Origin of the sequence: Helicobacter magdeburgensis (assembly GCF_000765825.2) — a bacterium.
Taxonomy (GTDB): Bacteria; Campylobacterota; Campylobacteria; order Campylobacterales; family Helicobacteraceae; genus Helicobacter_C; species Helicobacter_C magdeburgensis.
Genome location: NZ_JRPE02000004.1, coordinates 1 through 21,773 on the forward strand (window position 1 = coordinate 1; position 21,773 = coordinate 21,773).

32 protein-coding genes and 2 pseudogenes are annotated in these 21,773 nt (G+C 39.5%); all 34 read right to left on the reverse strand.

Translation table 11 applies throughout. The annotated features are described in order from the left end of the window. Positions 1-278: 278 nt before the first annotated feature. The 34 genes and pseudogenes from LS74_RS03455 to LS74_RS03620 all read right to left on the reverse strand — a co-directional run bounded on the left by LS74_RS03455 (position 279) and on the right by LS74_RS03620 (position 21,720). Positions 279-935 carry an anthranilate synthase component II gene (locus LS74_RS03455; RefSeq protein WP_236096790.1) on the reverse strand — a complete coding sequence of 219 codons (657 nt, stop codon included), beginning with the start codon at positions 933-935 and terminating at the stop codon, positions 279-281. Beyond that, the gene (locus LS74_RS03460; protein ID WP_052086377.1) at positions 932-2,863 is read right to left on the reverse strand and encodes a bifunctional anthranilate synthase component I family protein/class IV aminotransferase; all 1,932 of its coding nucleotides are present in this window, start codon (positions 2,861-2,863) and stop codon (positions 932-934) included. The genes LS74_RS03455 and LS74_RS03460 overlap by 4 nt, the downstream gene beginning before the upstream one ends. 193 nt (positions 2,864-3,056) lie before the next feature. Further along, positions 3,057-3,407: a 50S ribosomal protein L17 gene (gene rplQ / locus LS74_RS03465; RefSeq protein WP_034586002.1), complete on the reverse strand. Its 351-nt coding sequence runs from the start codon at positions 3,405-3,407 to the stop codon at positions 3,057-3,059. An 11-nt stretch (positions 3,408-3,418) separates the two neighbouring features. Further along, positions 3,419-4,423 carry a DNA-directed RNA polymerase subunit alpha gene (locus tag LS74_RS03470; RefSeq protein ID WP_034585999.1) on the reverse strand — a complete coding sequence of 335 codons (1,005 nt, stop codon included), beginning with the start codon at positions 4,421-4,423 and terminating at the stop codon, positions 3,419-3,421. Positions 4,424-4,445: 22 nt separating this feature from the next. Next, positions 4,446-5,072, reverse strand: coding sequence for a 30S ribosomal protein S4 (gene rpsD, locus LS74_RS03475; protein ID WP_034585996.1), 627 nt, complete (start codon positions 5,070-5,072; stop codon positions 4,446-4,448). A gap of 9 nt (positions 5,073-5,081) precedes the next feature. After that, on the reverse strand, positions 5,082-5,474 hold the full coding sequence (gene rpsK / locus LS74_RS03480) for a 30S ribosomal protein S11 (RefSeq protein WP_014666496.1): 393 nt from the start codon (positions 5,472-5,474) through the stop codon (positions 5,082-5,084). Between the two features lie 11 nt (positions 5,475-5,485). After that, complete coding sequence (gene rpsM, locus LS74_RS03485; protein ID WP_002956267.1) at positions 5,486-5,848, reverse strand: 30S ribosomal protein S13; 363 nt, start codon at positions 5,846-5,848, stop codon at positions 5,486-5,488. Positions 5,849-5,851: 3 nt separating this feature from the next. Next, positions 5,852-5,965 carry a 50S ribosomal protein L36 gene (gene rpmJ, locus LS74_RS03490; protein WP_002956266.1) on the reverse strand — a complete coding sequence of 38 codons (114 nt, stop codon included), beginning with the start codon at positions 5,963-5,965 and terminating at the stop codon, positions 5,852-5,854. 83 nt (positions 5,966-6,048) lie between these two features. Then, entirely contained in the window at positions 6,049-6,267 is a 219-nt protein-coding gene (gene infA / locus LS74_RS03495) for a translation initiation factor IF-1 (RefSeq protein ID WP_034585993.1), read from the reverse strand. A 1-nt stretch (position 6,268) separates the two neighbouring features. Further along, positions 6,269-7,027 carry a type I methionyl aminopeptidase gene (gene map / locus LS74_RS03500; protein ID WP_034585990.1) on the reverse strand — a complete coding sequence of 253 codons (759 nt, stop codon included), beginning with the start codon at positions 7,025-7,027 and terminating at the stop codon, positions 6,269-6,271. 4 nt (positions 7,028-7,031) lie between these two features. After that, positions 7,032-8,282, reverse strand: coding sequence for a preprotein translocase subunit SecY (secY, locus tag LS74_RS03505; RefSeq protein ID WP_034585987.1), 1,251 nt, complete (start codon positions 8,280-8,282; stop codon positions 7,032-7,034). Next, a complete protein-coding gene (gene rplO / locus LS74_RS03510; RefSeq protein WP_034585984.1) occupies positions 8,282-8,680 on the reverse strand; it encodes a 50S ribosomal protein L15 in 399 nt (132 codons plus the stop codon). The genes secY and rplO overlap by 1 nt, the downstream gene beginning before the upstream one ends. A 10-nt stretch (positions 8,681-8,690) precedes the next feature. Beyond that, complete coding sequence (rpsE, locus tag LS74_RS03515) at positions 8,691-9,131, reverse strand: 30S ribosomal protein S5 (protein ID WP_002956261.1); 441 nt, start codon at positions 9,129-9,131, stop codon at positions 8,691-8,693. Positions 9,132-9,141: 10 nt separating this feature from the next. Then, entirely contained in the window at positions 9,142-9,498 is a 357-nt protein-coding gene (gene rplR, locus LS74_RS03520; protein ID WP_034585981.1) for a 50S ribosomal protein L18, read from the reverse strand. Between the two features lie 14 nt (positions 9,499-9,512). Then, complete coding sequence (rplF, locus tag LS74_RS03525) at positions 9,513-10,049, reverse strand: 50S ribosomal protein L6 (RefSeq protein WP_034585979.1); 537 nt, start codon at positions 10,047-10,049, stop codon at positions 9,513-9,515. Positions 10,050-10,058: 9 nt separating this feature from the next. Beyond that, a complete protein-coding gene (gene rpsH / locus LS74_RS03530) occupies positions 10,059-10,454 on the reverse strand; it encodes a 30S ribosomal protein S8 (RefSeq protein WP_002956258.1) in 396 nt (131 codons plus the stop codon). 10 nt (positions 10,455-10,464) lie between these two features. Beyond that, on the reverse strand, positions 10,465-10,650 hold the full coding sequence (locus tag LS74_RS03535; RefSeq protein WP_034585977.1) for a type Z 30S ribosomal protein S14: 186 nt from the start codon (positions 10,648-10,650) through the stop codon (positions 10,465-10,467). 1 nt (position 10,651) lies between these two features. Then, entirely contained in the window at positions 10,652-11,197 is a 546-nt protein-coding gene (rplE, locus tag LS74_RS03540) for a 50S ribosomal protein L5 (RefSeq protein WP_014666494.1), read from the reverse strand. Beyond that, positions 11,197-11,433, reverse strand: coding sequence for a 50S ribosomal protein L24 (gene rplX / locus LS74_RS03545; RefSeq protein ID WP_034585972.1), 237 nt, complete (start codon positions 11,431-11,433; stop codon positions 11,197-11,199). Before rplX ends, rplE begins: the two co-directional genes overlap by 1 nt. Next, positions 11,433-11,801: a 50S ribosomal protein L14 gene (gene rplN / locus LS74_RS03550; protein WP_002956254.1), complete on the reverse strand. Its 369-nt coding sequence runs from the start codon at positions 11,799-11,801 to the stop codon at positions 11,433-11,435. Before rplN ends, rplX begins: the two co-directional genes overlap by 1 nt. Beyond that, positions 11,798-12,064: a 30S ribosomal protein S17 gene (gene rpsQ / locus LS74_RS03555; RefSeq protein WP_002956253.1), complete on the reverse strand. Its 267-nt coding sequence runs from the start codon at positions 12,062-12,064 to the stop codon at positions 11,798-11,800. The genes rplN and rpsQ overlap by 4 nt, the downstream gene beginning before the upstream one ends. A 21-nt stretch (positions 12,065-12,085) precedes the next feature. Further along, on the reverse strand, positions 12,086-12,274 hold the full coding sequence (gene rpmC, locus LS74_RS03560) for a 50S ribosomal protein L29 (protein ID WP_002956252.1): 189 nt from the start codon (positions 12,272-12,274) through the stop codon (positions 12,086-12,088). After that, on the reverse strand, positions 12,261-12,686 hold the full coding sequence (gene rplP, locus LS74_RS03565; protein ID WP_002956251.1) for a 50S ribosomal protein L16: 426 nt from the start codon (positions 12,684-12,686) through the stop codon (positions 12,261-12,263). Before rplP ends, rpmC begins: the two co-directional genes overlap by 14 nt. A gap of 2 nt (positions 12,687-12,688) precedes the next feature. Beyond that, positions 12,689-13,396 carry a 30S ribosomal protein S3 gene (gene rpsC / locus LS74_RS03570; RefSeq protein ID WP_002956250.1) on the reverse strand — a complete coding sequence of 236 codons (708 nt, stop codon included), beginning with the start codon at positions 13,394-13,396 and terminating at the stop codon, positions 12,689-12,691. A gap of 116 nt (positions 13,397-13,512) precedes the next feature. Further along, positions 13,513-13,953: pseudogene (gene rplV, locus LS74_RS03575) on the reverse strand (50S ribosomal protein L22); the annotation flags it as partial. 9 nt (positions 13,954-13,962) lie between these two features. After that, entirely contained in the window at positions 13,963-14,244 is a 282-nt protein-coding gene (gene rpsS, locus LS74_RS03580; RefSeq protein WP_002956248.1) for a 30S ribosomal protein S19, read from the reverse strand. 11 nt (positions 14,245-14,255) lie between these two features. Beyond that, positions 14,256-15,083, reverse strand: coding sequence for a 50S ribosomal protein L2 (gene rplB / locus LS74_RS03585; RefSeq protein ID WP_034585965.1), 828 nt, complete (start codon positions 15,081-15,083; stop codon positions 14,256-14,258). Positions 15,084-15,093: 10 nt separating this feature from the next. Then, positions 15,094-15,375, reverse strand: coding sequence for a 50S ribosomal protein L23 (locus tag LS74_RS03590; protein ID WP_002956246.1), 282 nt, complete (start codon positions 15,373-15,375; stop codon positions 15,094-15,096). After that, entirely contained in the window at positions 15,376-15,999 is a 624-nt protein-coding gene (gene rplD / locus LS74_RS03595) for a 50S ribosomal protein L4 (RefSeq protein ID WP_034585962.1), read from the reverse strand. It lies immediately after the preceding gene. Between the two features lie 11 nt (positions 16,000-16,010). Next, entirely contained in the window at positions 16,011-16,589 is a 579-nt protein-coding gene (rplC, locus tag LS74_RS03600) for a 50S ribosomal protein L3 (protein ID WP_034585959.1), read from the reverse strand. Between the two features lie 23 nt (positions 16,590-16,612). After that, on the reverse strand, positions 16,613-16,924 hold the full coding sequence (gene rpsJ / locus LS74_RS03605; RefSeq protein ID WP_002956243.1) for a 30S ribosomal protein S10: 312 nt from the start codon (positions 16,922-16,924) through the stop codon (positions 16,613-16,615). Positions 16,925-17,109: 185 nt separating this feature from the next. Continuing rightward, positions 17,110-17,886 (reverse strand): annotated as a pseudogene (locus LS74_RS03610) (beta-1,4-N-acetylgalactosaminyltransferase); the annotation flags it as partial. A gap of 26 nt (positions 17,887-17,912) precedes the next feature. Continuing rightward, positions 17,913-18,212 (reverse strand): hypothetical protein, encoded by a 300-nt coding sequence (locus tag LS74_RS03615; protein ID WP_034585956.1) that lies wholly within the window; start codon positions 18,210-18,212, stop codon positions 17,913-17,915. Between the two features lie 19 nt (positions 18,213-18,231). Next, complete coding sequence (locus tag LS74_RS03620; RefSeq protein ID WP_138128817.1) at positions 18,232-21,720, reverse strand: acyl-[ACP]--phospholipid O-acyltransferase; 3,489 nt, start codon at positions 21,718-21,720, stop codon at positions 18,232-18,234. Between the last annotated feature and the right edge of the window lie 53 nt (positions 21,721-21,773).

The window sequence follows — 21,773 nt, forward strand, 5'->3', positions numbered from 1 at the left end:
ATAGAGCTAATTAACAATCTTTTCATTGTTATTCTCCTTGTTGTAATTTTTGCTTGTTTAAAAAACATAGCGGAGCGGTTGTAGCACCCCCCCCCCCCCCATTTGCCTTAAAACAAGGCAAATGATAAGAAAAAAGTAAAATGTATGTAACAAAATGTAATAATTTAAGTCAAAATCTCTTGTGGTGTGAGTGGAATCAATACAAATCCCATAAGCAAAACCAATAAAACTACATTAGCACTCTCCACAACCCCATAAAAATACAAAACACTTAAGTTCTATAAAGTCAGAAAATTTTTCATAATCCTTTTGCCTTTTTGTTGCAGAATAGATTCAGGGTGAAACTGCACACCATAGCAATCATAATCCTTAGTCTTAAGCACCATAAGCACATTATTTTCACTATATCCCAACGCCTCACACTCCCCAAGCTTACTGACATAAAGCGAATGATAGAGGGCTACTTGTATGCCTTGTGGGATACCTTCAAACAAAGCATTTGGCGTAAAATATAATCTTACACTCTTTGCGTGAGTGGGATTTGGCAAAGAGATGACTTCCCCACCAAAAGCTTGAGCGATACATTGATGTCCTAGGCAGATTCCTAGAATCTTATGCGTTGGAGCAAAAGTTACAATTGCTTCCAAACACACGCCTGAATCTAGCGGGTGGCTGGGACCGGGCGAGATGATAAGATGAGAAAAATCAAGCTTTTTTATACAAGATAGTGGCGTGTCATTTGGCACAATTTGTGGTTTAACACCAAGGGTTGAGAGCAGATATACGACATTGTAAGTAAAAGAATCATAATTATCAATAATCAATACTTGCTTATGTGAAAAGCTGCTTGTATGGCTTGTGGGGGTTGCATTATTTGTTGGGTTTGCGTTACCTGTGGGGCGTTTTTTATGTTTTTTATGTTGATTATGTTTCATCGCTTATCGCCTTGAAGATTTTTAAGATTCTGCGTTTCTAGCTCCACTTGCACTATGCCCCGCACGGAGTTAAGAGCAAAGATTCTATCTGCCTTATGCAAATGCTTAATTGTGAGCCTTTTTTCAAAAATAAGCCCAGAATCTAAAAGCACATTCCGCAATGTGCCTTGCAGTAGCCCACTTTGTGAATGCGGAGTGCAAAATCTCCCTTTCATCTCGCACACAATATTGCTTCTGCTGCCTTCTGTAATCTCACCTTTTTGATTATAAAAAATCATATCAAAAATTTTTCCCTGCTCTATCATCTTTTGTGCCGTTGAAAAATGTGAGCGGTAGGTTGTTTTATGCGAAACAAGCAAATGAGTAGAATCTAGTGTCTTAGAAGAGATTATCACTTTATTGGTAGAAAGTGGCAATAGGGGTAAGGATTCTAAACGCAAATTGCCATTATGACATAAGGTAAGTCGCAATATACATTCATTACTAAGCTTACTTATATTTTTGCTCCCATTTATGCCAAGATTCTCACAAAACTGCGTTGAATCCTGCCACATCGTGTTATCAATACAAGACAAATCTCCACATTGCATACAAAATGCGTCAAAAGTAGTAATGTCTAGCTGATTTGTGCGTTGCGATGAGACAAGGCGGGAGAGCTGCTCTGTATTGAACCCCAAGGCTAAGGCACTGCTTTGCAATCGCTTCAAATGCCTATCAAGCAGAAAAATACGCCCATTCCTATAAAGCATTGTTTCAAATAAGTCATACTGCCGATTTTGAGCGTTTAAAAACTTACTTTTTAGTTTTAATTCAGCAAACTCATCTTCACATACAGAATCCCACACTACCCCACTTCCCACGCCATAGCGATATATCTTTTCATTGTGAATCTTACTCAAAGTGCGGATAGGTACACAAAAGCAAGTCTCCTTATGTGAAACAACACCCAAAGCCCCACAATACACACCTCTTGGGCGAGATTCTAGCTGTGAGATAAGCTCCATCGTCTTAAGCTTTGGTGCGCCTGTGATAGAGCCACACGGAAAGAGTGCTTGAAAAATCTGTGAAAGCAAAAAGCCCTTATTTACATCATTGTGTAAGCGCCCCTTGATTGTGGAAATCATTTGATGAACGGAGGGGTAGGAATGAATAGCACACAGCTCTTTAACCTTCAGCGAGTTTGGCACAATCACCTTGCTTAAATCATTACGCAATAAATCAACAATCATTAAATTTTCACTGCGATTTTTACTATCCTTTTGTAAGGCAAGTTTCAAGGCTTTATCTTTTGCTTTTTGCTCTTTTATATTGAGATTCTCATCGTGTAATGCCCTTTTTATCGTGCCTTTCATAGGCTGAGTTGTAATGATATTATGTTTTATTTTGAAAAATAATTCTGGCGAAAAACATAGGACTTTAAGAAAAGCATTGCTGATGTATGCCTTGTATGGGGTGTTTTGCCTAAGGGAGAGATGTTGAAAAAGTTGTTTTGATGACAGGGAAGAGTGGAGCAAAATCTCTTGAGTGTAGTTCAGCTGATAGGTGTGTCCTTGTTTAATATTTTCTTTAATGGCAAGAAAATGTTGATTGTAGGCTTTGTAATCTAAGTCTTTAGCGACATTGAGAGAAAACTTACCTTTGGGCTTAAGTGATTTTATTTTTTTTCGCTTATGATAAAGGGCAAAATATAATAGGGGCTGCTTTTTGTGTTGATGTGTGATGACAGGCAGAGTGGCATAGGCATTCATACAATGGGCTTGGAGCAAGATTCCAGCCTCGTAAGTCATATAGCCTAGAAAATAGCCCTTTTGCTTTGTAGTGATAAACTCATCAAGAATCTGTAAAGCTTGAAGTAATCCATTTATATCAAAAGCATAAAGTTTCCGCACACAATGTGTATAACTATAATCCCCATATATCGCTTTCATTTATGTCCTTTTGCCTAAGTCAAATAAAAGGAAAAGTATAGCTTAAAATATGAAAGTCACAGCAATATAACACTCATCATTAAGCAAGGTAACAAAAGATTGAAAGCGGACTAAAAGCGTTGAGAAACAACAATAAAAGAAAGAAATTTAGAAAGTAAAGTAAAAAGCTAGAAATCCTAGCTTTTTACTCATATTACACAAACTCAATGATGGCCATTTGCGAAGCATCACCCTTTCGCAATCTCGTGCGTTGGATTCTTGTATAGCCACCATTTCTATCTGCGTATTTTGGCGAAAGCTCTGTTACAAGCTTTTTTGTCGCTACCTTATCTTGCAAATACGCAAACACATAACGATGCGCGTTTAAGTCATTAGCCTTCCCAGCTGTGATAAGCTTTTCAATATAGCTTTGCAATTCTTTTGCCTTAAATACGCCCGTTTCTATTTTGCCGTGTGTGATAAGGGCAATCGCAAGATTCTTTAACAATGCCTTGCGATGTGATGAAGTCCGCCCTAGCTTTCTGTATCCGTGTCCGTGTCTCATATTCCTACTCCCTAACTATTTCTAATTTTTGCTAATTTGCGATTAAGAAGCTGCAAAATATCATCAGCAATCTCCCCACCAACAGGGTATCCAAGCTCCTCTAGCTTTTCAGCTATCTCATCATAAGATTTTTTGCCCATATTCTTAATGTTTTTAAGCTCATTTTCACTCATAATAACAAGCTCTCCCACATACTTCAAGCCTGATCTGTCAAGGCAGTTAAAGCATCTTGCACTAAGATTCAGCGTATCAATCTTAATCATCAATGTCTTCAACTCCCCAGAATCTTCAGCAATGCTTTTACTGCCATTTGGCGTAGCACTTAAATCAACACCAAAGATACTCATTTGCTTATGCATAACCGATATAGCCTCTTTAAAGGCAGTAAGTGGCTCTATCTGCCCATCTGTCTCTATATCAAAGATAATCTTCTCATAGTTTGGATTGTCCTCAACAAGCACATTTTCAATCTCATAAACAGCCTTTTTCACGGGCGTAAAATATGCATCAAGAGGAATATAATCCTCTGTTATCTTGCCACGGATACTCTCGCTTGGCACATAGCCTATACCCTTTTGCACGATGAGTGAAAAACTAATTGAAGCATTCTCATTAATTGTAGCCAAATACGCCTCAGGATTCACCACATCTACACTTTCATTGGCAAGCTCATTAGCACTTAGCACCATAGGTCCCTTAAACTCATAATGCACCTGCACACTATCAAGTGTCTCATCTTTGATAAGAAAGCGAATGTTTTTAAGATTGCTAATAAAATGAGAAACATCTTCAACAATCCCACGAATAGAATCAAACTCGTGTGTAACACCCTGAATCTTAAGTGCAGTAGGAGCATACCCCACAGAGCTTGAAAGCAACAAGCGACGCAATGGATGTGCCAAGGTAATAGCATAACCAGATTCAAAAGGATAAGCACTGATTTTAATTCTATTGCTTGAAACCTCTTCAATGCTTATATCTGTAGGGATATAAGGCTCAATTTTAATCATATTCATTCTGCGTCCTTAATATTATTTATTATTTAGAGTAAAGCTCAACAATCAATCTTTCTTCAATAGGTATCACTACCTCTTCTCTCTGTGGAAAACGTGTAAAAATACCAAACTTCTTTTCCTTATCCACATCTACCCAAGGCACTATACCTGTTTGAGCTGTCAAATCAATCGCTCGAACAACCTGTGGATTATTCTTGCTCTTTTCTTTTACTTCAATTTTTTGCCCGGGCTTAACCATATATGAAGGAATATCCACACGCTTACCATTTACAAGAATATGCCCGTGTGTAACGAGCTGACGCGCAAAGCGGCGAGTCGTAGCAAAGCCCATACGATACACAACATTATCAAGCCGTTGCTCTATGATACGCACAAGATTTTCACCCGTATTACCCTCTTGTCTGTTCGCCTCTCTAAACAACGCACGGAATTGCTTTTCACTTACACCATACATAATTTTAGCTTTTTGCTTCTCACGAAGCTGTAAGCCATATTCAGAAATTTTACCTCGCTTTTGTCCGTGCTGTCCGGGTCCATAAGGACGCTTATCAAGCGCACTTTTTCCCGCCAATCTTCTCTCACCTTTTAACGCTAAAGAAACGCCAAATCGTCTTTCTAGTTTTTCAACTGGTCCTCTATATCGTGCCATCTCTACCCCTTACACTCTTCTTCTTTTTGGTGGTCTGCACCCATTATGTGGCAGTGGCGTAACATCTTTAAGCCACAATACCTTAATGCCCTCAATCGCACCAACACTTTTTACCGCAGTCTCGCGTCCGCTTCCCGGTCCTTGCACTTTAATGCCAACTTCTTTAATACCGCATTCCTTTGCTTTTTCCATCGCAGATTCTACTGCTTGTTGTGCTGCATAAGGAGTGGATTTTTTACTCCCTTTGAATCCCAAACCACCAGCGGTAGCCCAGCACAACACATTACCCATTTCATCAGTAACAGTTACATTTGTATTGTTAAATGACGCAGAAATACACACAACACCTCGTGCAATATTCTTCTTAGCACCTTTTTTCTTTGTTATACTTTTTTTTGCCATTTGACTACTCCTTACTTGCTACCAACTGTTTTTTTCTTACCTTTGCGTGTGCGGGCGTTATTTTTAGTTGTCTGTCCGCGAACAGGTAAGCCTTTTCTATGTCTTAAACCACGATAGCTTCCCAAATCCATTAAGGCTTTGATATCCATTGTTACCTTTTTACGGAGATCTCCCTCCACCATATAACTCTCTTGAATCTTTTTTGCAATTGATGAAACTTCATCTTCGCTGAGATCAAAAACTCGCTTATCAAAAGAAATATTTACAGCCTTGAGAATATCTCTTGAACTTTTAAGCCCAATGCCGTAAATATAAGTGAGAGCATATTCTACTCTTTTCTTTTTTGGCAAATCTACACCAGCAATTCTAGCCATTGTTTATCCTTGTCTTTGTTTATGTTTTGGGGTTGAGCAAATCACTCTAACCACGCCCTTACGCTTAATAACCTTGCATTTGTCGCACATCTTTTTGACTGAAGGTCTAACTTTCATACCTACTCCTTATGATTTTTTAACTTTTTTGAGTTAAAACCGCGGATTTTACAGAAAAAATATTTAAAAACTACTTACACGAATTATTTATGTCTATAAGTAATCCTACCCTTATCCAAACTATAAGGTGTAAGCTCAATTTTGACCGCATCACCGGGTAAAATCTTAATGTAGTGCATACGCATTTTTCCAGCAATATGACACAACACTATATGCCCATTTTCAAGCTGAACGCGAAAAGTAGCATTTGGCAATGCCTCAATCACCTTCCCATCAACTTCAATCACATCATCTTTTGCCATTTTATACCTCCGTTAAAATCTCTGCCTTGCCACCTACAATAGCAATGGTATGTTCATAATGACTTCCATTTAATCCATCTTTAGCCACAACAGACCACTTATCGCCCAAAATCACAGGCTCACCATCTTTTTGAGCAATCATTGGCTCTATACAAAACACCATACCCTCTTTAATCTTTGGACCCTGCTTCATATTAGGAGATTCTATATAGTTTGGAATCTCTGGCTCTTCGTGGGGAGCTCTCCCTATTCCGTGTCCGCAAAAGCCACGCAATGGCACAAAACCACGCTTTATAATAGAATCTTGTAAAAAAAAGCTCAATTCCTTAAATCGCATACCCACTTTAATGTGTGAAATAGCCTCATACAAGACATCTTTTGCACACGCAATAAGATTCTCATTCTCCGTGCTTATCTCACCAATCCCAACACTAATCGCTGCATCGCCATACCAGCCACCATATTCCACACCGATATCAATCCCCAAAATATCGCCATTTTGCAAACGATACTCATTAGGTATGCCGTGAATGATAACTTGGTTAAGTGATGTGCAGATTGATTGTGGGAATCCATAAAGTTTATAAAAAGCAGCTCTTCCGCCTTGTGAAGCGATAAAATCTTTTGCCATACTATCAAGCTCAAGGAGAGAAACCCCCTCTTTTGCTTGAGAAGCTAAAAGCTGCAAAGTTTGAGCGACAATCCTATTTGGTATCCGCAAAGATTCTATATCTTTTTTGCTCTTAATACTAATCGCCATACTCTTAGAGCCCTACGGCACTTAGCGTTTGATATTTACTCATATAGATTTGGGCTTCAATGCGTCTCATCGTATCAATGGCAACCTGCACGACAATAAGCACTGCTGTCCCACCAAAATAGAAAGGCACCCCCGTAAATTTCACAAGCACCCAAGGAAGTGTGGAGACAAGAGCTAAATACAACGCGCCCCAAAATGTAAGATTACTTGCAACATTATTAAGGAAATTTGTCGTTCCTTCACCGGGACGCAAACCGGGTATAAAACCACCCTGCCTTTTAAGATTATCTGCAATATCCTTGGCATTAAACACAATAGAAGCATAAAAATATGCAAAGAAAATTACAAAGATAAACATTAAAAGATTATATATATACCCATCAGGTCGTAAAATATCCGCCACAGCTTGAATCACGCTATTTGAAGAAGCTTGTAAAATCGTGGAAGGAAACACAAGCAACGCGGAAGCAAAAATAGGGGGGATAACGCCACTTAGATTCATTTTTACAGGAATGTAATTCATAATGCGTTTGTTTTGATTTTGCATAACAACCTTGCGTGCATATGAAACAGGTATGCGTCTCTCAGCCAACTCAATGAAAATAATTACCCCAACAGTAACCAAAATTACCACAAGAAGAATAAGGAGTACAAAGACATTGAGTTGTCCGGTATTTACAAGATTAAAAGTCTTACCAATATCTGAAGGAATTACTGAAACAATCCCAGCAAAAATAATAAGGCTTATCCCATTACCCACACCGCGTTGCGTAATCTGCTCCCCAATCCACATAAGCAACATTGTCCCCGTAAGCATAGAAAACACAGCCACAACGATGAATAGATTCAAATCAATCTTAATAGCCCCATTGCTCATACTATTTAGTCCAATACTTACACTCACTGCTTGAATAATCGTAATTCCAATAGTTGCATAACGCACGATTTGCATATATTTTTGCATACCATCGCGTTCTTTTTTCATTTTGCCAAGATTAGGAAAAGTCGCTGCGAGAAGCTCCATAATGATAGAAGCTGTGATGTAGGGCATAATACCCAAGGAGATGATACTAAAACGCTCTACCGCATTACCGCTAAACATATTAAACAAGCCTAAGGCATTATTTGCATTATCATCAATAAATGACTTAATGATAGATACATCAACACCCGGGACTGGCACATACGCCAAGATTCTATACGCAAATAAAAAAGCAAGTGTGATAAGAATCTTATTTACAATGCCTTTTGTCATTATTTACTTCCACTTGTTTTAATACACTCATCTTTGATTTTAGACACCAAACCCTTAGCTTTTGAGCCAATAAGTTTAACACTTACCGCATTTTTAGGAATACTAAAATGTTTGCGTAAAGTCTCCATATCAATTTGTGCCATTGAATCAAAGATTTGTGATTTATCTACATTGATGACAATAGGCTTTTGCACACGCGAAGTAAAGCCCACTTTAGGCAAACGCCTTTGCAATGGCTGTTGTCCACCTTCAAATCCTCTCTTTGCCTTATAACCACTTCTAGCAGTTTGTCCTTTGCCACCACGAGTGGAGGTTTTTCCCATACCACTGCCTTGCCCTCTACCTACACGCTTAATGTCTTTTGTGCTACCTTGTGCGGGTTTAATTTTTTCTAGCATAAGTTACTCCTTAAGCTTTAATTCGTGCAAGTGCATCAATAGTCGCACGCACCACATTGTAAGGATTATTTGACCCAAGTGATTTTGTCAAAATATCCTTAATGCCTGCAAGTTCTATTACCGGACGCGTAGAGCCACCAGCGATAACACCTGTTCCCTCACTTGCTGGTTTTAATAGAATCTTACTTGCATTATATTTATGCTCAATATCGTGAGCAATCGTTGTGCCTTTAATATTCACTTTGATGATATTTTTAAACGCATCATCAATAGCTTTTTTTATCGCATCGGGAACTTCCTTTGCCTTACCAAGCCCAAAGCCAACAAGTCCATTTTTATTCCCTACAACAACAAGTGCATTAAAGCGGAATCTACGCCCACCTTTTACAACCTTAGTAACCCTACCGATATTCACAACAACTTCGCTAAATTCTTCTCTATTGATTTCCATAAGCTTCCTTTTATAACTTTATGCCATTTTCACGCAAAGTATCAGCAAATGCCGCTACAACGCCGTGATAAAGGTATCCATTTCTATCAAATACCGCCTCTGTAATCTTGGCTTTTTTTAATAATCCTGCAAATTCAATGGCAATCTGCTTTGCATTTTCCCTGTTATTACCCAAGCCAAGCTTTTTGCCATCTACACTTGCCAATGTTACACCTGCTTCATCATTGATAGCTTGTGCATAAAGATACTTGTTAGACTTAAACACACTTATTCGCGGCTTATCTGCCACGCCAAAAATCCTACCCCTTGTGCGGAGCTTTCTCTTTACCTTGAGAAGTTGCTTTCGTTTCAACACCTTTTCTGTCATATCACGCCCCTATACTATTTTTTAGAAGTTTTACCCGCTTTGCGGACAATTGTCTCATCACTATATTTAATCCCTTTGCCCTTGTATGGCTCTGGTGGTCTAAACTCGCGAATCTCGGCAGCAATCTGCCCTACTTGCTGTTTATCAGCACCCTTAATGGTAATTGTATTTTTATCTACACTCATCTCAATTCCCGCAGGGATAGGATACACAACTGGGTGAGAGAAGCCTAATGCCATCTCTAGATTCTTACCATTAATACTTGCCTTGTAACCAACACCATTAATCTCAAGCACTTTACTAAATCCTTGACTCAAACCCACAACAATATTATTTGCCAACGCACGATAGGTTCCCCAATACGCACGAGATTGTGCCTGAGAATCTACACAAGCAAAACTCAAAGCATCGCCTTGCAAATCAATTTTAACGCGTCCATAAGTTTCAAGCTCTTTTTGCTCTTTTGCACCCTTAAATAGAATCTTGCTCCCTTGCAAAGATACTTCAACACCTTTTGGGATACTAATAGGTTTTTTTCCAACTCTTGACATCTCTCTCTCCTACCATATACTGCAAAGTGCTTCGCCACCGACATTTGCTTTATACGCTTCGTCATTGCCAATTACACCTTTGCTTGTGCTAACCACGATTGTGCCATAGCCATTTTTAAAACGCTTCAGCTCACTTCTTGCCTTATAGACACGGCGTCCGGGTTTGCTAATGCGTTTAATCTCATTAATCACGCTCTTACCTCGCTCATCATAAGCAAGCTGCACCATAATGGACTGCTTTCCATCTTTATCATTCACCTTGTAATCTTTAATAAAGCCTTTCGCTTTAAATACTTCTAAAATTGAAACAACAATTTTTGCGTAATACAAAGTCGTCACTTCCAATCGTCTCATAGAAGCATTACGAATTCTCGTTAAAGAATCTGCAATAATATCATTTACCATACTCTACTCCTTACCAACTTGCTTTACGCAATCCGGGTATCAAGCCCTCATTACCCATTTTTCGTAAGCATACTCTACATAGTCCAAAATCTCTATATACAGAATGAGGTCTTCCGCACACTTGACATCTTGTGTATGTCCTCGCACTAAATTTTGCTTTCCTTTTTGCCTTTGCAATTATTGATTTTTTCGCCATTTTATCGTCCTTTCGCAAAAGGCATACCAAGTAGCTCAAGCAACTTAAACGCCTCTTTATCGCTTTGAGTAGAAGTTACAAGTGTGATATTCATTCCGTGTGTTACCATAATGTCATCATATACGACTTCAGGGAACATAAGCTGCTCATTCAAACCAAAGCTATAATTTCCACGCCCATCAAAGCCATTGCGTTTCACACCTCTAAAGTCTTTCACACGAGGCAACGCAATGACAATGAGCTTTTCAAGGAAGTTATACATCATCTTACCACGCAAGGTTACTTTCACACCCATAGGCATACCTTCACGCATTTTGAATCCTGCAACAGACTTTTTAGCTAAGGTAATAACTGCCTTTTGCCCCGCTATGAGCGAAATCGTATCAGCAATATTTTGCATAATCTTAGAATCTTTTGCGTGATCACCTGCTCCCACACTAATAACAATTTTTTCAAGCTTTGGAAGCAACATAGGATTGCTTATATTAAGCTCACTTTTAAGCTGGGGGATAATCTCATTTTTATACTTGTCTCTTAAAGCAAACATTAATTATCTCCTTCCGCTTTTTTTACATTTGAAATACTCATTGGCATTTCCTTAGACACAAAACCACCTTTTGGATTCTTTTCACTTGCCTTAACTGATTTTTTTGCAAGTTTGCAACCTTCCACGATGACTTGCGCACTTTTAGGCAAAACTTGCAAAACCTTTGCTTTCTTGCCCTTATCATCTCCTGCGATAATTTGCACCATATCGCCTTTTTTAATCTTAAACTTTGCCACTATAACACCTCCGGAGCTAACGATACTATTTTCATAAAGTTTGCGTATCGCACTTCTCTACTTACTGGTCCAAAGATTCTCGTGCCAATAGGCTCACGCTTGGCATCAAGGATCACCGCCGCATTATCATCAAAACGCACTAAAGAGCCATTCTCACGATGAATCTCTTTTTTTGTTCTTACAACAACCGCTTTAACAACCTGTCCCTTTTTTACTTTTCCATTTGGAATAGCCTTTTTCACAGAAGCAACGATTACATCGCCCACGCGTGCATACCGCCTATGACTTCCGCCTAGAATCTTAATACACATAATTTCCTTTGCACCGCTATTATCAGCGACACTTAATCTTGTAAAACTTTGTATCATAGCTCTACTCCTGCGGTAATAATTTCTTTGAATCTAAACGCTTTTGTTTTTGAAATAGGCTTACATTCAATTGCACTCACCACATCACCAATCTTTGTTTCGTGATTTTCATCGTGAATAGTATATTTTTTGAAACGCTTAACGATCTTACGATACTTCGCGTGAACAACCTTGCGTTCCACCAAAATCACCACGCTTTTGTTACCAGCCTTGCTGACAACCCTACCCTGAATCACTCTCTTATGTGCTTGCTTTTCACTCATAGTCAATCCTTAATCTTTCCATTAATTTTTTTTGGCACTCAAGGCTGTGTTAATTCTAGCAATATCCTTGCGAATTGTTTTAATCTCGCTTGGATTGGTAAGTTGCATAGTTTTGAGTTGCAATCTTTTTTCAAAAAGCAACGACTTTTTCTCTTTCAACATTTTTTGCAATTCCGCAATGTCCTTATCTTGTAACTCAGTAAATTTCATTTTCACTCTCACTCGTTATGATTTTGGTTTTAAAAGGAAGCTTACTTTGAGCTAAAGCCAAAGCCTCTCTCGCCAAAGCTTCATCAATCCCAGCCATCTCATAAATCATACGACCGGGTTTAATATTCATAACCCATTTTTCTACACCACCTTTACCTTTACCCATTCTTGTTTCCAATGGCTTTGCTGTTAAAGGTTTATCAGGGAAAACGCGTATCCACACTTTTCCCGCTCTTTTGATATGACGCGTCATCGCGATACGCGCAGATTCTATTTGTCTTGAATCTATGCGTCCGTGTTCCACTGCCTTAATCCCAATATCGCCAAATGCCAAAGATGCTCCACGGAAAGATTTTCCGCGATTGCGACCTTTCATCTGTTTTCTATATTTAGTCCGTTTTGGCATTAACATAATTACTGCCTCCCTCTTCTTGATTTAGGACGCTCTTTATCCCCGCCCTTACTTTCTTCCCTTTTCTCAGGCATAATACCCTTATGCAACACTTCGCCCTTGAAAATCCATACTTTAACACCAATGATTCCATAAGTCGTCATCGCTTCTGCAAAGCCATAATCAATTTTTGCACGCAATGTATGCAAAGGCACACGCCCTTCCATATACCACTCTGTTCTTGCCATTTCAGCCCCAGCCAAACGACCAGAAACTTTCACCTTGATACCCTTTGCACCAGCTTTCATCGCTGCTTGCATTACCTTTTTCATAGCGCGTCTAAATGCTACGCGTTTTTCAAGCTGTGTTGCGATATTTTCAGCTGCAAGCTGTGCATTTGCTTGAGGGCGTTTAGCTTCTTTGATATTAATAAACACTTCTTTATTAAGAATCTTTTTCAAAGCTTCTTTATGCTTATCAATATCTACACCTTTTTTACCGATGATTAAGCCCGGACGAGAAGCCACCACTGTTACGCGAATCTTATTTGCTGCACGCTCAATGATAATCTCACTCACACCCGCATAATACATCTCACGCTTTAAAAACTTACGAATCTTGTGATCCTCTAAGATATTTGAAGGTGTCGCTTGGGACACAGAAAACCATCGAGAAGACCAGTTGCGATTGATACCTAATCTTAAACCTATTGGATTAACTTTTTGACCCATTGTTATTGTTCCTCACCTTCAGTTTTTTTCTTCGCTGTTGTCTTTTTCGTAGCAGGAGCTTTTAGAGTTGATTTTGGCTTAACCTCTTTGCTTTCTACCTTGTCAGCTTTTGGGGCTTTCTCTACTACTTTTGCTTTTGTAGCTGGTTTCTTAGTAGCACTAGCTTCTTTAGTTTCTATCTTTTTAGAATCTTTAGGTTTTGAATCTTTAGACTTAGATTCTACCTGCTTAGCTTGAGACTTTTGTGTGCCTACCTCGACCAAAATATGTGCTGTTGGCTTCCTAATAGGTGTAGCCCTACCTTTAGCGCGTGGCATAAATCTCCTCAACACAGGACCAGCATCAACACGGCAAGAAGTTACAATCACATCTTGTGCATCATAGCCACCATTTGCCACCGCTGAAGCAATCACTTTTGAAATAAGCTTAGCAGCTTTATTTGGAGTAAATTCCAAACTTGCAATCGCAAGTTCAGCATTCATACCCTGCACTTCTCTTGCAATAAGACGCGCTTTTGTTGGAGACAACCGAATATATCTTAACAATGCTCTACTCATTCTCTCCCCTTATTTACCAATTTTCTTTTGGACACTGCCTTTGTGTCCTTTAAAAGTCCGCGTAGGCGCAAACTCGCCAAGTTTGTAGCCCACGTGGTTTTCAGTGATATACACAGGCACAAACGCTCTGCCATTATGGACATTGAAAGTTAGCCCTATCATATCAGGTAAAATCGTGCTTCTTCTTGACCAAGTCTTGATGGGTTTATTATCCTTGCCCTCTTTTGCTTTCTCAACTTTTTTGATGAGATAATCATCAACAAAAGGACCTTTCTTAATTGATCTTGCCATACTTCCCTACCTTATTTTTTCTTTCTTGAAATAATCAATCTATCACTCGCTTTTTTCTTACGAGTTTTAAAGCCTTTAGCCGGAGTTCCCCAAGGAGAAACAGGGTGTCCGCTTGAGCCGGTTTTGCCCTCACCACCGCCGTGTGGGTGATCAACAGGGTTCATCGCACTACCACGAGTTTGTGGGCGGATACCACGATGGCGATTGCGTCCAGCCTTACCAATAGAGATATTAGCAAAATCTTCATTGCCAACAACGCCGATAGTCGCCATACATTCTTCTAAGATATATCTCATCTCGCCACTTGGCATTCTAAGGATAATGTATTTTCCCTCACGCCCCATAATCTGCGCACTCGCTCCAGCACTTCTTGCAAGCTGCCCACCAGCACCCGGGTGCATTTCTATATTATGCACAATCGTCCCAATGGGTATGCTTTTAAGCTTCATTGCAAAACCTGTTTTAATGTCCAACCCAGATTCAGCTGCAAATACTACATCGCCAACCTTCAAGCCACTTGGCTGGATAATGTATCGTTTTTCTCCATCAACATAATGAATAAGTGCAATACGACAATTTCTGTATGGATCATACTCAATCGCAGCAACCTTGCCTTCAATATTAAACTTGTTGCGTTTAAAGTCAATGATTCTATACAGCTTCTTTGCACCACCTTCTTTGTGGCGGCTTGTAATACGACCATTATTATTTCTTCCCGCACTCACAGGCAACTTGATAAGCAACCCTCTTACACTCGCCTTGTCAGTAATATCCTTTGAGCTAAGATTACTCATAAATCTTCGGCTTGGGGTATAGGGCTTATATGTTTTTACTGCCATATCCTACTCCTTACACTGATAGCGCATCAAGTTTTGCGCCCTCTGGAACTTTTACATAAAATTTCTTATAAGACGCACGCTGACCAATTTTGCCTCTGAATCTTTTGACTTTACCTTCCTGTCGCAAGGAGTTAATCCTTACAGGCGTAATCCCAAAATATTCTTTAAAAATCTCTTTGAGCTGATTTTTACTCACATTGACAGCAGTTTGCACCACTAGCACACCGCTTTCTTGAAGAGAAAGAGATTTTTCTGTATAGAGGATTGACTTAATATCTGTAATGTCTGCCATTTATTCCCCCTTTTTATCCGCAATGATTTCATCAAACACTGCTTTTTCAATCACAACCGAGCGGAATGCCGCTACCAAATACGCATTCAGCTCATTTGCATCTGCCAAATAGCATTGTTGCAAATTCCTAAAAGCCAAGAAAGTTGGTTCATCACTCATCTGTGCTACAAACAAAGTGCTTCTTTGCTTCAATGCCTTAAACATCGCATACGCATCTTTCGTTTTCCCACTTGGCATAGCTACTGAACCTATCACAAAAAGTTTGCCTTCCTGTGCTTTTTGGTGTAACGCACACTCAAGGGCAAGTCGCTTTTGTTTTTTATTAATCTTAAGATTATAATTTCTATCATTGCTTGGTCCGTGAGATACACCACCGCCAACAAACACCGGAGAAGTGATACTTCCCGCACGCGCACGACCACCGCCTTTTTGATTCCAAGGCTTTTTACCACCGCCACTTACTTCGCCGCGTTTTTTCGCACGAGCATTATTTGCCCTAAGCGAAGCAAGATAAGATTTCACATACAAATAAAGATTATGCTCTTTAATTTGCGTGTATCTCTCGGGCAACGCAAGCTCACTGCTTTGTTGAAGCTTGTTGTCTAACAAAATTGCTTTACTCATTCTGCCTTACCTTACTTTATGATTTGTATTCTGCCAAATGCACCATTGAATCCAGCCACTGAACCCTTTAGCACCAAAATAGCACTTTCTTTATCAAATGACATTACATCATTTTTTCCACTCACTAGCTCATTTCCATAATGTCCAGCCATCTTCTTACCCGGCTGAACGCGTCCGGGCCACTCACGATTACCGATAGAGCCTAAGCGTCTATGGAATCTGCTTCCGTGTGCGGCTGGACCACCTTGAAAATTCCATCGTTTCATCGCACCGCTAAATCCACGCCCCTTTGTTTTGAATCTCACTTGAACGCGTTTTGCTTCACCCAAGACACCTGTGTCAAGCTCACCTACTTCCTTGTTGCTCAGTTTCAAGGTAGCAAAGCGATTAAACTCTTTGCTTAGGCTATATTTCTTCTGTTGCCCTGCAACAGCCTTGTTTGTAGCCTTTCCTTGTGAATATGCTACAAGTCCCTTGCCATTTTCATACACCTCGCACACCTTTGCACCAAGCACACGAAGCAATGTTACCGCTTCGCTCTTTGTGCCTATTGTGCGGCTCATACCGATTTTTTCAACTATAAATTCCATTCTTAAAATCCTTATGCTTAGTATTATTTACTCATAGACATAACTTCAACATCTACTTCAGGTGCCAAATCAAGCTTCATAAGACTATCCACGGTATCAGGAGTAGCCGACATAATGTCAATAATACGATGATGCACTCTAATTTCAAACTGCTCACGAGAATCTTTGTTGATATGTGGCGAACGAAGAACGGTGTATCGCTTCTTTTTGGTAGGAAGTGGCACTGGACCTCTTATTTCCGAACCTGTCCTCTTAACTGCTTCTATGATAGATGCAACCGACCTATCAAGAACCCTATGATCATAAGCTTTGAGCCTAAGTCGTATTCTTTCCATATTCTTTCCTTATCTAAAGAACTCACCAAATAATTTGATGTTTTTGGCTCGTGATTATAATCAATTTTGAAAAAAAAGTCAAGCACTTTGCCTATTTTTAGACATTTTTCAATTTTTTATTTTCCTTATTATAAGGATAAATTATAGAATCTCAAAGCCACTTAACCTATATTTTTTCACAAAACTCACTCAAATTCTCGCACAAAAGTATCCATTACATCACTTTTTAGCATTATTTTATCTATGCGTGTGCCTATTTCACTGCTTTGCCAAGATTCTAAAGCTACCCATTGAAACTTTTGAGCATCAATTTTACGAGAATCCTTTTGATATGGAAAATGCCACGAGGGCAATTCCGTTGAAATCAAATGATTTGTATGGGGGATAAGCTGCTCAATTCTATCATAGAGAATCTCAAATTTTAAGCCAAAATTATTGATAAGCCAATGATCCCCCTCATATACTTCAGTGCAGCTACTCTGAATCCTTACTCCATTCTCATCAGCAAGAAAATTAATGCGTGAATGCAACACCATATCCCATACTTTTTGTGCGAGATAAAAACTCTTAAAAAGCTTTCTTGCTTCATATATATGATCCACATCAATTTTTACAAGCCACTCATACTTTGGCACGACTTTTAGCACATAGGCATAATACATATAAAGTTTATTTTCTTCGCTCTGTGGATGGCTAAAGTCTATATGATGTGGATATTTCACAGGAATAAAGCTTGGAAACTTTTCACAAAACTCTAAAATAATCTCTTCACTTCCATCATCACAATCATTATATCCTATGACACCTCTTTGGATTGCTGGCAAAATAGAATACAAACACGCCCTTAATGTATGAGCCTCATTTCTAACACGAATATACGCCCAAGGATTGCGTGGAGAATATATTGAAGTAGCATTCTTATCAGCCTGAAAATACCCCTTATGTTTGACATACAAATGTGCTTTTTTAGCTTTTTCTTGTAAAGCTTCTAATGGGGGGGGGGATAAGAAACTATGTCGCCACTTGCTCTATTTTTCAAAATTTCTTCAAGTGTTTTTGGTTGCAATACACTCTTATAATCTCCTAAAAAATCTACCGGTGAAAGGGTATCCATCATCTTTAGCACATCTTGTGGCACATAAGAATCTACATCTTTAAGCACCACCAACTTTTTACCAAAACGCAACTTACTCCTTACATCTACACGCCATTGCTTAGTTGGAATAAACCAACACAACACTTTTGCAAATAAACGCTTGATATAAAACTCTAACATTTCTTTTTTCACTTTTTACTCCTTTGTTTCTTTACCCCACAAGATCTTTTGCCAAATCTTTAGCACCCTTTAAATCTACCTTGCCCGAGCCTAGCACGGGAATTGCCTCCACATACAGAATCTTTGATGGCTTAAAGAGTGTAGGCAGGGCAGAATCTTTTAATGCAGATTCTAATTTTTGACATTGCTCTTGCTCCCCGCTCACAAGCAGCACTACACTCTCACCCTTTTTACTATCTTCAAGTGCCACAGCGACATATTTCACACTCTCATCAATCTCTTCTTTCTTTATAATCTTAGCAATCTCCTCTTCAATCCCCCCAAGGCTCACCATCTCTCCGCCAATCTTAGCAAAACGCGAATACCTATCCACAATATGAATAAAGCCATTACTATCCAAATGCCCCTTATCTCCGCTCTTATACCACCGAATCCCATCAAGCTCTACAATCACTTCACGCGTTTTCTCTTCATCATTGAGATAGCCTACCATTACTTGATGTCCGCCGATGAGAATCAAGCCATCTTCCCCCACAGGAAGCTCTTCCATAGTATTTGGATCAACAATTCTTATCGCACTTCCGGGCAATGGCATACCCACACTTCCATCTTTGCTTGCCTTATGTAGCTCCCAATTATCCGCATCAAACTCACTAGGCAGATTCACACTCGCCACAGGTGTAGTCTCTGTCGCTCCATAGCCCTCATAAATCTCTTTATTAAACTTCATCACAAAGGCTTCTTTGACATCTTTTTTAAGCTTCTCTGCCCCAGCCACAACAAGTCGCAAGGAATCAAACATCATCTTATCAACCTTGCTATTTCTCGCATAAATCCCTAAAAATGTAGAAGTCCCACACATCACACTTACCTTGTTTTTTGCTACCGCTTTGGCAATACCCACCGCGTCTGTTGGGTCTGCGTGAGTAACTGAAAGCATTCCCTCAAGCAAAGGCATAAGCATTGTAACAGTTAGCCCAAAGGCGTGAAAAGGTGGCAGAGATGAAAGCATAGAATCTTCACTCCTTGCGTGAATCACATCAGAAATTTGCAAAATATTACTCATAATATTAAGGTGAGAAAGCATAACACCCTTTGGCTTCCCCTCACTCCCACTGCTAAATAAAATCGCCGCTACATCGGTATTTTTCACACCCTTTACATACAGCCACTTCAACATAAAAGATGGAAGCAAAATTGCCTGAATCATCTTGCAAACAAAATCAATCTTGTTTGATTTAACAATACCGATTAAATCTTCCATATACAGCACTTTCACATTTTGTGGAAAGCTCAAAGCCACCCCCTTGCCCATAAGCTTATCCATAAACTTTTGCGAAGTATAAATAGTCTCAATCTGTGCTGAAGCAATAGCAGCATCAATGGCTTTTTGCCCCGCGGTGAAGTTAAGATTCACAATAGTTTTTGACGCCATAAGGAGTGAAAGATTACATAACGAGCTAGCAAGTGAGGCAGGGAGTATAATCCCCACATTCTGCTGTCCTTTAGTTTGATTAGCAAAAAGTTTGGAGAGAATAAGCGTAATGGCAAGCATTCTTGTATAGCTCATAGAGCCACTCATACTATCTACAATCGCCACTTCACTGCCCCATTTTTTTGCAGAATCTATCCACGCTCTGCCAAGCGTTGGTAAGAATTCACATTGGGACTTCCACGCACTAAAAGAAAGCTCAAAAACCTTAGCCTTTACTTGCTGGGCGTTTGAATGAATATCTAAAGATTCTCCAAAGGCAATGGTAATATTGCGTTTAGCAAAGCTTTTGCGTCTCTCTTGGAATCCTGTGTGGCTACGCGAAAACGCACTCCCCCACAAACCACGGATATAAAAGGGCAAAATCACTGCTTGATGAGATTCTAGGTGTTTGGCTGCTAACTCAAAGCCACTTTTAAACTCATTCAAATGTCCGTGCCGAGAGATTGACCCCTCAGGAAAAAGGCAGACCATATGCCCTTCTTGCAGTTTTTGTGCGATAGATTCTAATGCCCTTTTACTCCCCGCATTTGAGACAGGAATCACCCCAAAAAGATCAAGGAAAATGCGTATATACCATCTATCATAATAGCTTCGCTCCATTACAAAATACACTTTTCTAGGCAGGGCAAGTTGCACCATCGCCCAATCCACAAAAGAAATATGATTACCTAGCAAAAGCACACCGCCTTGTTCGGGTATATTCTCAAAACCTTCAACATTTAAGCGATAGCGTTGAAAAAAAGCGAGAGTAACAAGCATTCTAACCAAAGAAAAAGGCAGAAGTCTCACAACATAAATCATTCCGCCAATGGCTACAACCATACAAAGATAAAATAAATAGCTCACTTCAATTTGTGCTAATGACGCGATTGTGCCAATGGCCAAGAATCCTAGCATTCCAATATTTTGGATAAAGTTATTCCCAGCTAAAACCTTGCCTAGCTCCCCCTCTTTTGCGTGAAACTGAATGAGTGCATTCAGCGGTATCACAAACAACGCCCCACCCATACCAAAAAGAAAAAACACAATCGCATAAGGTGCGAGTGAAGAAAAACTTAAAAGCAAAAGTGTCATTAGACACACAAGCAAAGCTCCTAAGGGGATAAGACCCGTTTCAATATATTGCTTAGAAAATCGCCCCGCAATAATTGAGCCAACAATAATCCCAAGCCCAGAAAAACCTATAATCATTTGCACCTTGAAAGTATTGAGTTCATTGAACTCGGCTTTCACATAGGTTGGAAATGAGGCGAGTAAAAGCTGTGAGATTGACCAAAATACGGCTATGCCAACGACGGAGAGCCAAATATTGCGATGAGATTGTAAAAGGGCAAGATTCCTTTTCAGCGATTTACCGCTTACATATGCTTCTTTATCAAAGCTTTCACTGCTGCCTTGTGTCATTGTAGGCAAACGATAGCATAAATATAGCTCCGCCACCGCACACGCCATAAGAACAAAACCAAGTGGGGCAATGCTTTGTAAAATCTCACCTTTTGTTGCTAAAAATCCCAAGCCACTTGCACTATACATTGTCTCAAAAAAGAGTGAAAACACACTCATACCTGCCAAAATCGCCACGATAGCCGTTGCCTGCATAGCTCCATTTCCCCAAGCAAGCATATCTTTGCCTACCAAATCCTTGATAAAACCATACTTCGCAGGAGAGTAAATCGCTGATTGCACCGCCATAAGCAGTGTAGCAATAAATGCAAGCCAAAACCAACCCATAAAATAACAAAGTGTAATAAAGCTCACAATCGCCACAGAAAACCACGCACTCACACGCATAACGATATTTTTAGGAAATTTATCAGCCAAGAATCCAGAAGGCGTAAAAAGCAGAATAAAAGGCAGCAAAATAAGGGCGTTAATAATACTTGTAAGCAATGTCAATTCACTGCCATCATAGACTTTATACAGCGTATTTTGGATAGTGATTTTGTGTCCCAAATCCACAAAGGCATTAATGAAAGCCACTAAAACAAATGGTGTGAATCCGATAATTTTCCATAGTTTATTCATAATCCTTAACTCCTTAATATGATAATGTTGTTTAAACTAGATTCTACCCGAAT

What these genes read in the sequence shown, in the direction of transcription:
- rpsC (WP_002956250.1), bottom strand. Translation starts at nt 13,396, where the DNA reads ATGGGTCAAAAAGTTAATCCAATAGGTTTAAGATTAGGTATCAATCGC.
- LS74_RS03470 (WP_034585999.1), bottom strand. Translation starts at nt 4,423, where the DNA reads ATGAATATGATTAAAATTGAGCCTTATATCCCTACAGATATAAGCATT.
- rplE (WP_014666494.1), bottom strand. Translation starts at nt 11,197, where the DNA reads ATGTTTGCTTTAAGAGACAAGTATAAAAATGAGATTATCCCCCAGCTT.
- rplD (WP_034585962.1), bottom strand. Translation starts at nt 15,999, where the DNA reads ATGAGTAAAGCAATTTTGTTAGACAACAAGCTTCAACAAAGCAGTGAG.
- rpmJ (WP_002956266.1), bottom strand. Translation starts at nt 5,965, where the DNA reads ATGAAAGTTAGACCTTCAGTCAAAAAGATGTGCGACAAATGCAAGGTT.
- LS74_RS03455 (WP_236096790.1), bottom strand. Translation starts at nt 935, where the DNA reads ATGAAACATAATCAACATAAAAAACATAAAAAACGCCCCACAGGTAAC.
- rpsS (WP_002956248.1), bottom strand. Translation starts at nt 14,244, where the DNA reads ATGGCAAGATCAATTAAGAAAGGTCCTTTTGTTGATGATTATCTCATC.
- rplR (WP_034585981.1), bottom strand. Translation starts at nt 9,498, where the DNA reads ATGACAGAAAAGGTGTTGAAACGAAAGCAACTTCTCAAGGTAAAGAGA.
- rpsK (WP_014666496.1), bottom strand. Translation starts at nt 5,474, where the DNA reads ATGGCAAAAAAAAGTATAACAAAGAAAAAAGGTGCTAAGAAGAATATT.
- rplC (WP_034585959.1), bottom strand. Translation starts at nt 16,589, where the DNA reads ATGGAATTTATAGTTGAAAAAATCGGTATGAGCCGCACAATAGGCACA.
- rplQ (WP_034586002.1), bottom strand. Translation starts at nt 3,407, where the DNA reads ATGAGACACGGACACGGATACAGAAAGCTAGGGCGGACTTCATCACAT.
- rplN (WP_002956254.1), bottom strand. Translation starts at nt 11,801, where the DNA reads ATGATACAAAGTTTTACAAGATTAAGTGTCGCTGATAATAGCGGTGCA.
- LS74_RS03590 (WP_002956246.1), bottom strand. Translation starts at nt 15,375, where the DNA reads ATGGCAGACATTACAGATATTAAGTCAATCCTCTATACAGAAAAATCT.
- rplF (WP_034585979.1), bottom strand. Translation starts at nt 10,049, where the DNA reads ATGTCAAGAGTTGGAAAAAAACCTATTAGTATCCCAAAAGGTGTTGAA.
- rplO (WP_034585984.1), bottom strand. Translation starts at nt 8,680, where the DNA reads ATGCTAGAAAAAATTAAACCCGCACAAGGTAGCACAAAAGACATTAAG.
- LS74_RS03535 (WP_034585977.1), bottom strand. Translation starts at nt 10,650, where the DNA reads ATGGCGAAAAAATCAATAATTGCAAAGGCAAAAAGGAAAGCAAAATTT.
- rpsM (WP_002956267.1), bottom strand. Translation starts at nt 5,848, where the DNA reads ATGGCTAGAATTGCTGGTGTAGATTTGCCAAAAAAGAAAAGAGTAGAA.
- rplP (WP_002956251.1), bottom strand. Translation starts at nt 12,686, where the DNA reads ATGTTAATGCCAAAACGGACTAAATATAGAAAACAGATGAAAGGTCGC.
- rpsE (WP_002956261.1), bottom strand. Translation starts at nt 9,131, where the DNA reads ATGGAAATCAATAGAGAAGAATTTAGCGAAGTTGTTGTGAATATCGGT.
- secY (WP_034585987.1), bottom strand. Translation starts at nt 8,282, where the DNA reads ATGACAAAAGGCATTGTAAATAAGATTCTTATCACACTTGCTTTTTTA.
- infA (WP_034585993.1), bottom strand. Translation starts at nt 6,267, where the DNA reads ATGGCAAAAGATGATGTGATTGAAGTTGATGGGAAGGTGATTGAGGCA.
- rpsQ (WP_002956253.1), bottom strand. Translation starts at nt 12,064, where the DNA reads ATGAGTGAAAAGCAAGCACATAAGAGAGTGATTCAGGGTAGGGTTGTC.
- rpsH (WP_002956258.1), bottom strand. Translation starts at nt 10,454, where the DNA reads ATGGTAAATGATATTATTGCAGATTCTTTAACGAGAATTCGTAATGCT.
- rpsJ (WP_002956243.1), bottom strand. Translation starts at nt 16,924, where the DNA reads ATGGAAAGAATACGACTTAGGCTCAAAGCTTATGATCATAGGGTTCTT.
- rpsD (WP_034585996.1), bottom strand. Translation starts at nt 5,072, where the DNA reads ATGGCACGATATAGAGGACCAGTTGAAAAACTAGAAAGACGATTTGGC.
- rplB (WP_034585965.1), bottom strand. Translation starts at nt 15,083, where the DNA reads ATGGCAGTAAAAACATATAAGCCCTATACCCCAAGCCGAAGATTTATG.
- map (WP_034585990.1), bottom strand. Translation starts at nt 7,027, where the DNA reads ATGGCGATTAGTATTAAGAGCAAAAAAGATATAGAATCTTTGCGGATA.
- LS74_RS03620 (WP_138128817.1), bottom strand. Translation starts at nt 21,720, where the DNA reads ATGAATAAACTATGGAAAATTATCGGATTCACACCATTTGTTTTAGTG.
- rpmC (WP_002956252.1), bottom strand. Translation starts at nt 12,274, where the DNA reads ATGAAATTTACTGAGTTACAAGATAAGGACATTGCGGAATTGCAAAAA.
- LS74_RS03460 (WP_052086377.1), bottom strand. Translation starts at nt 2,863, where the DNA reads ATGAAAGCGATATATGGGGATTATAGTTATACACATTGTGTGCGGAAA.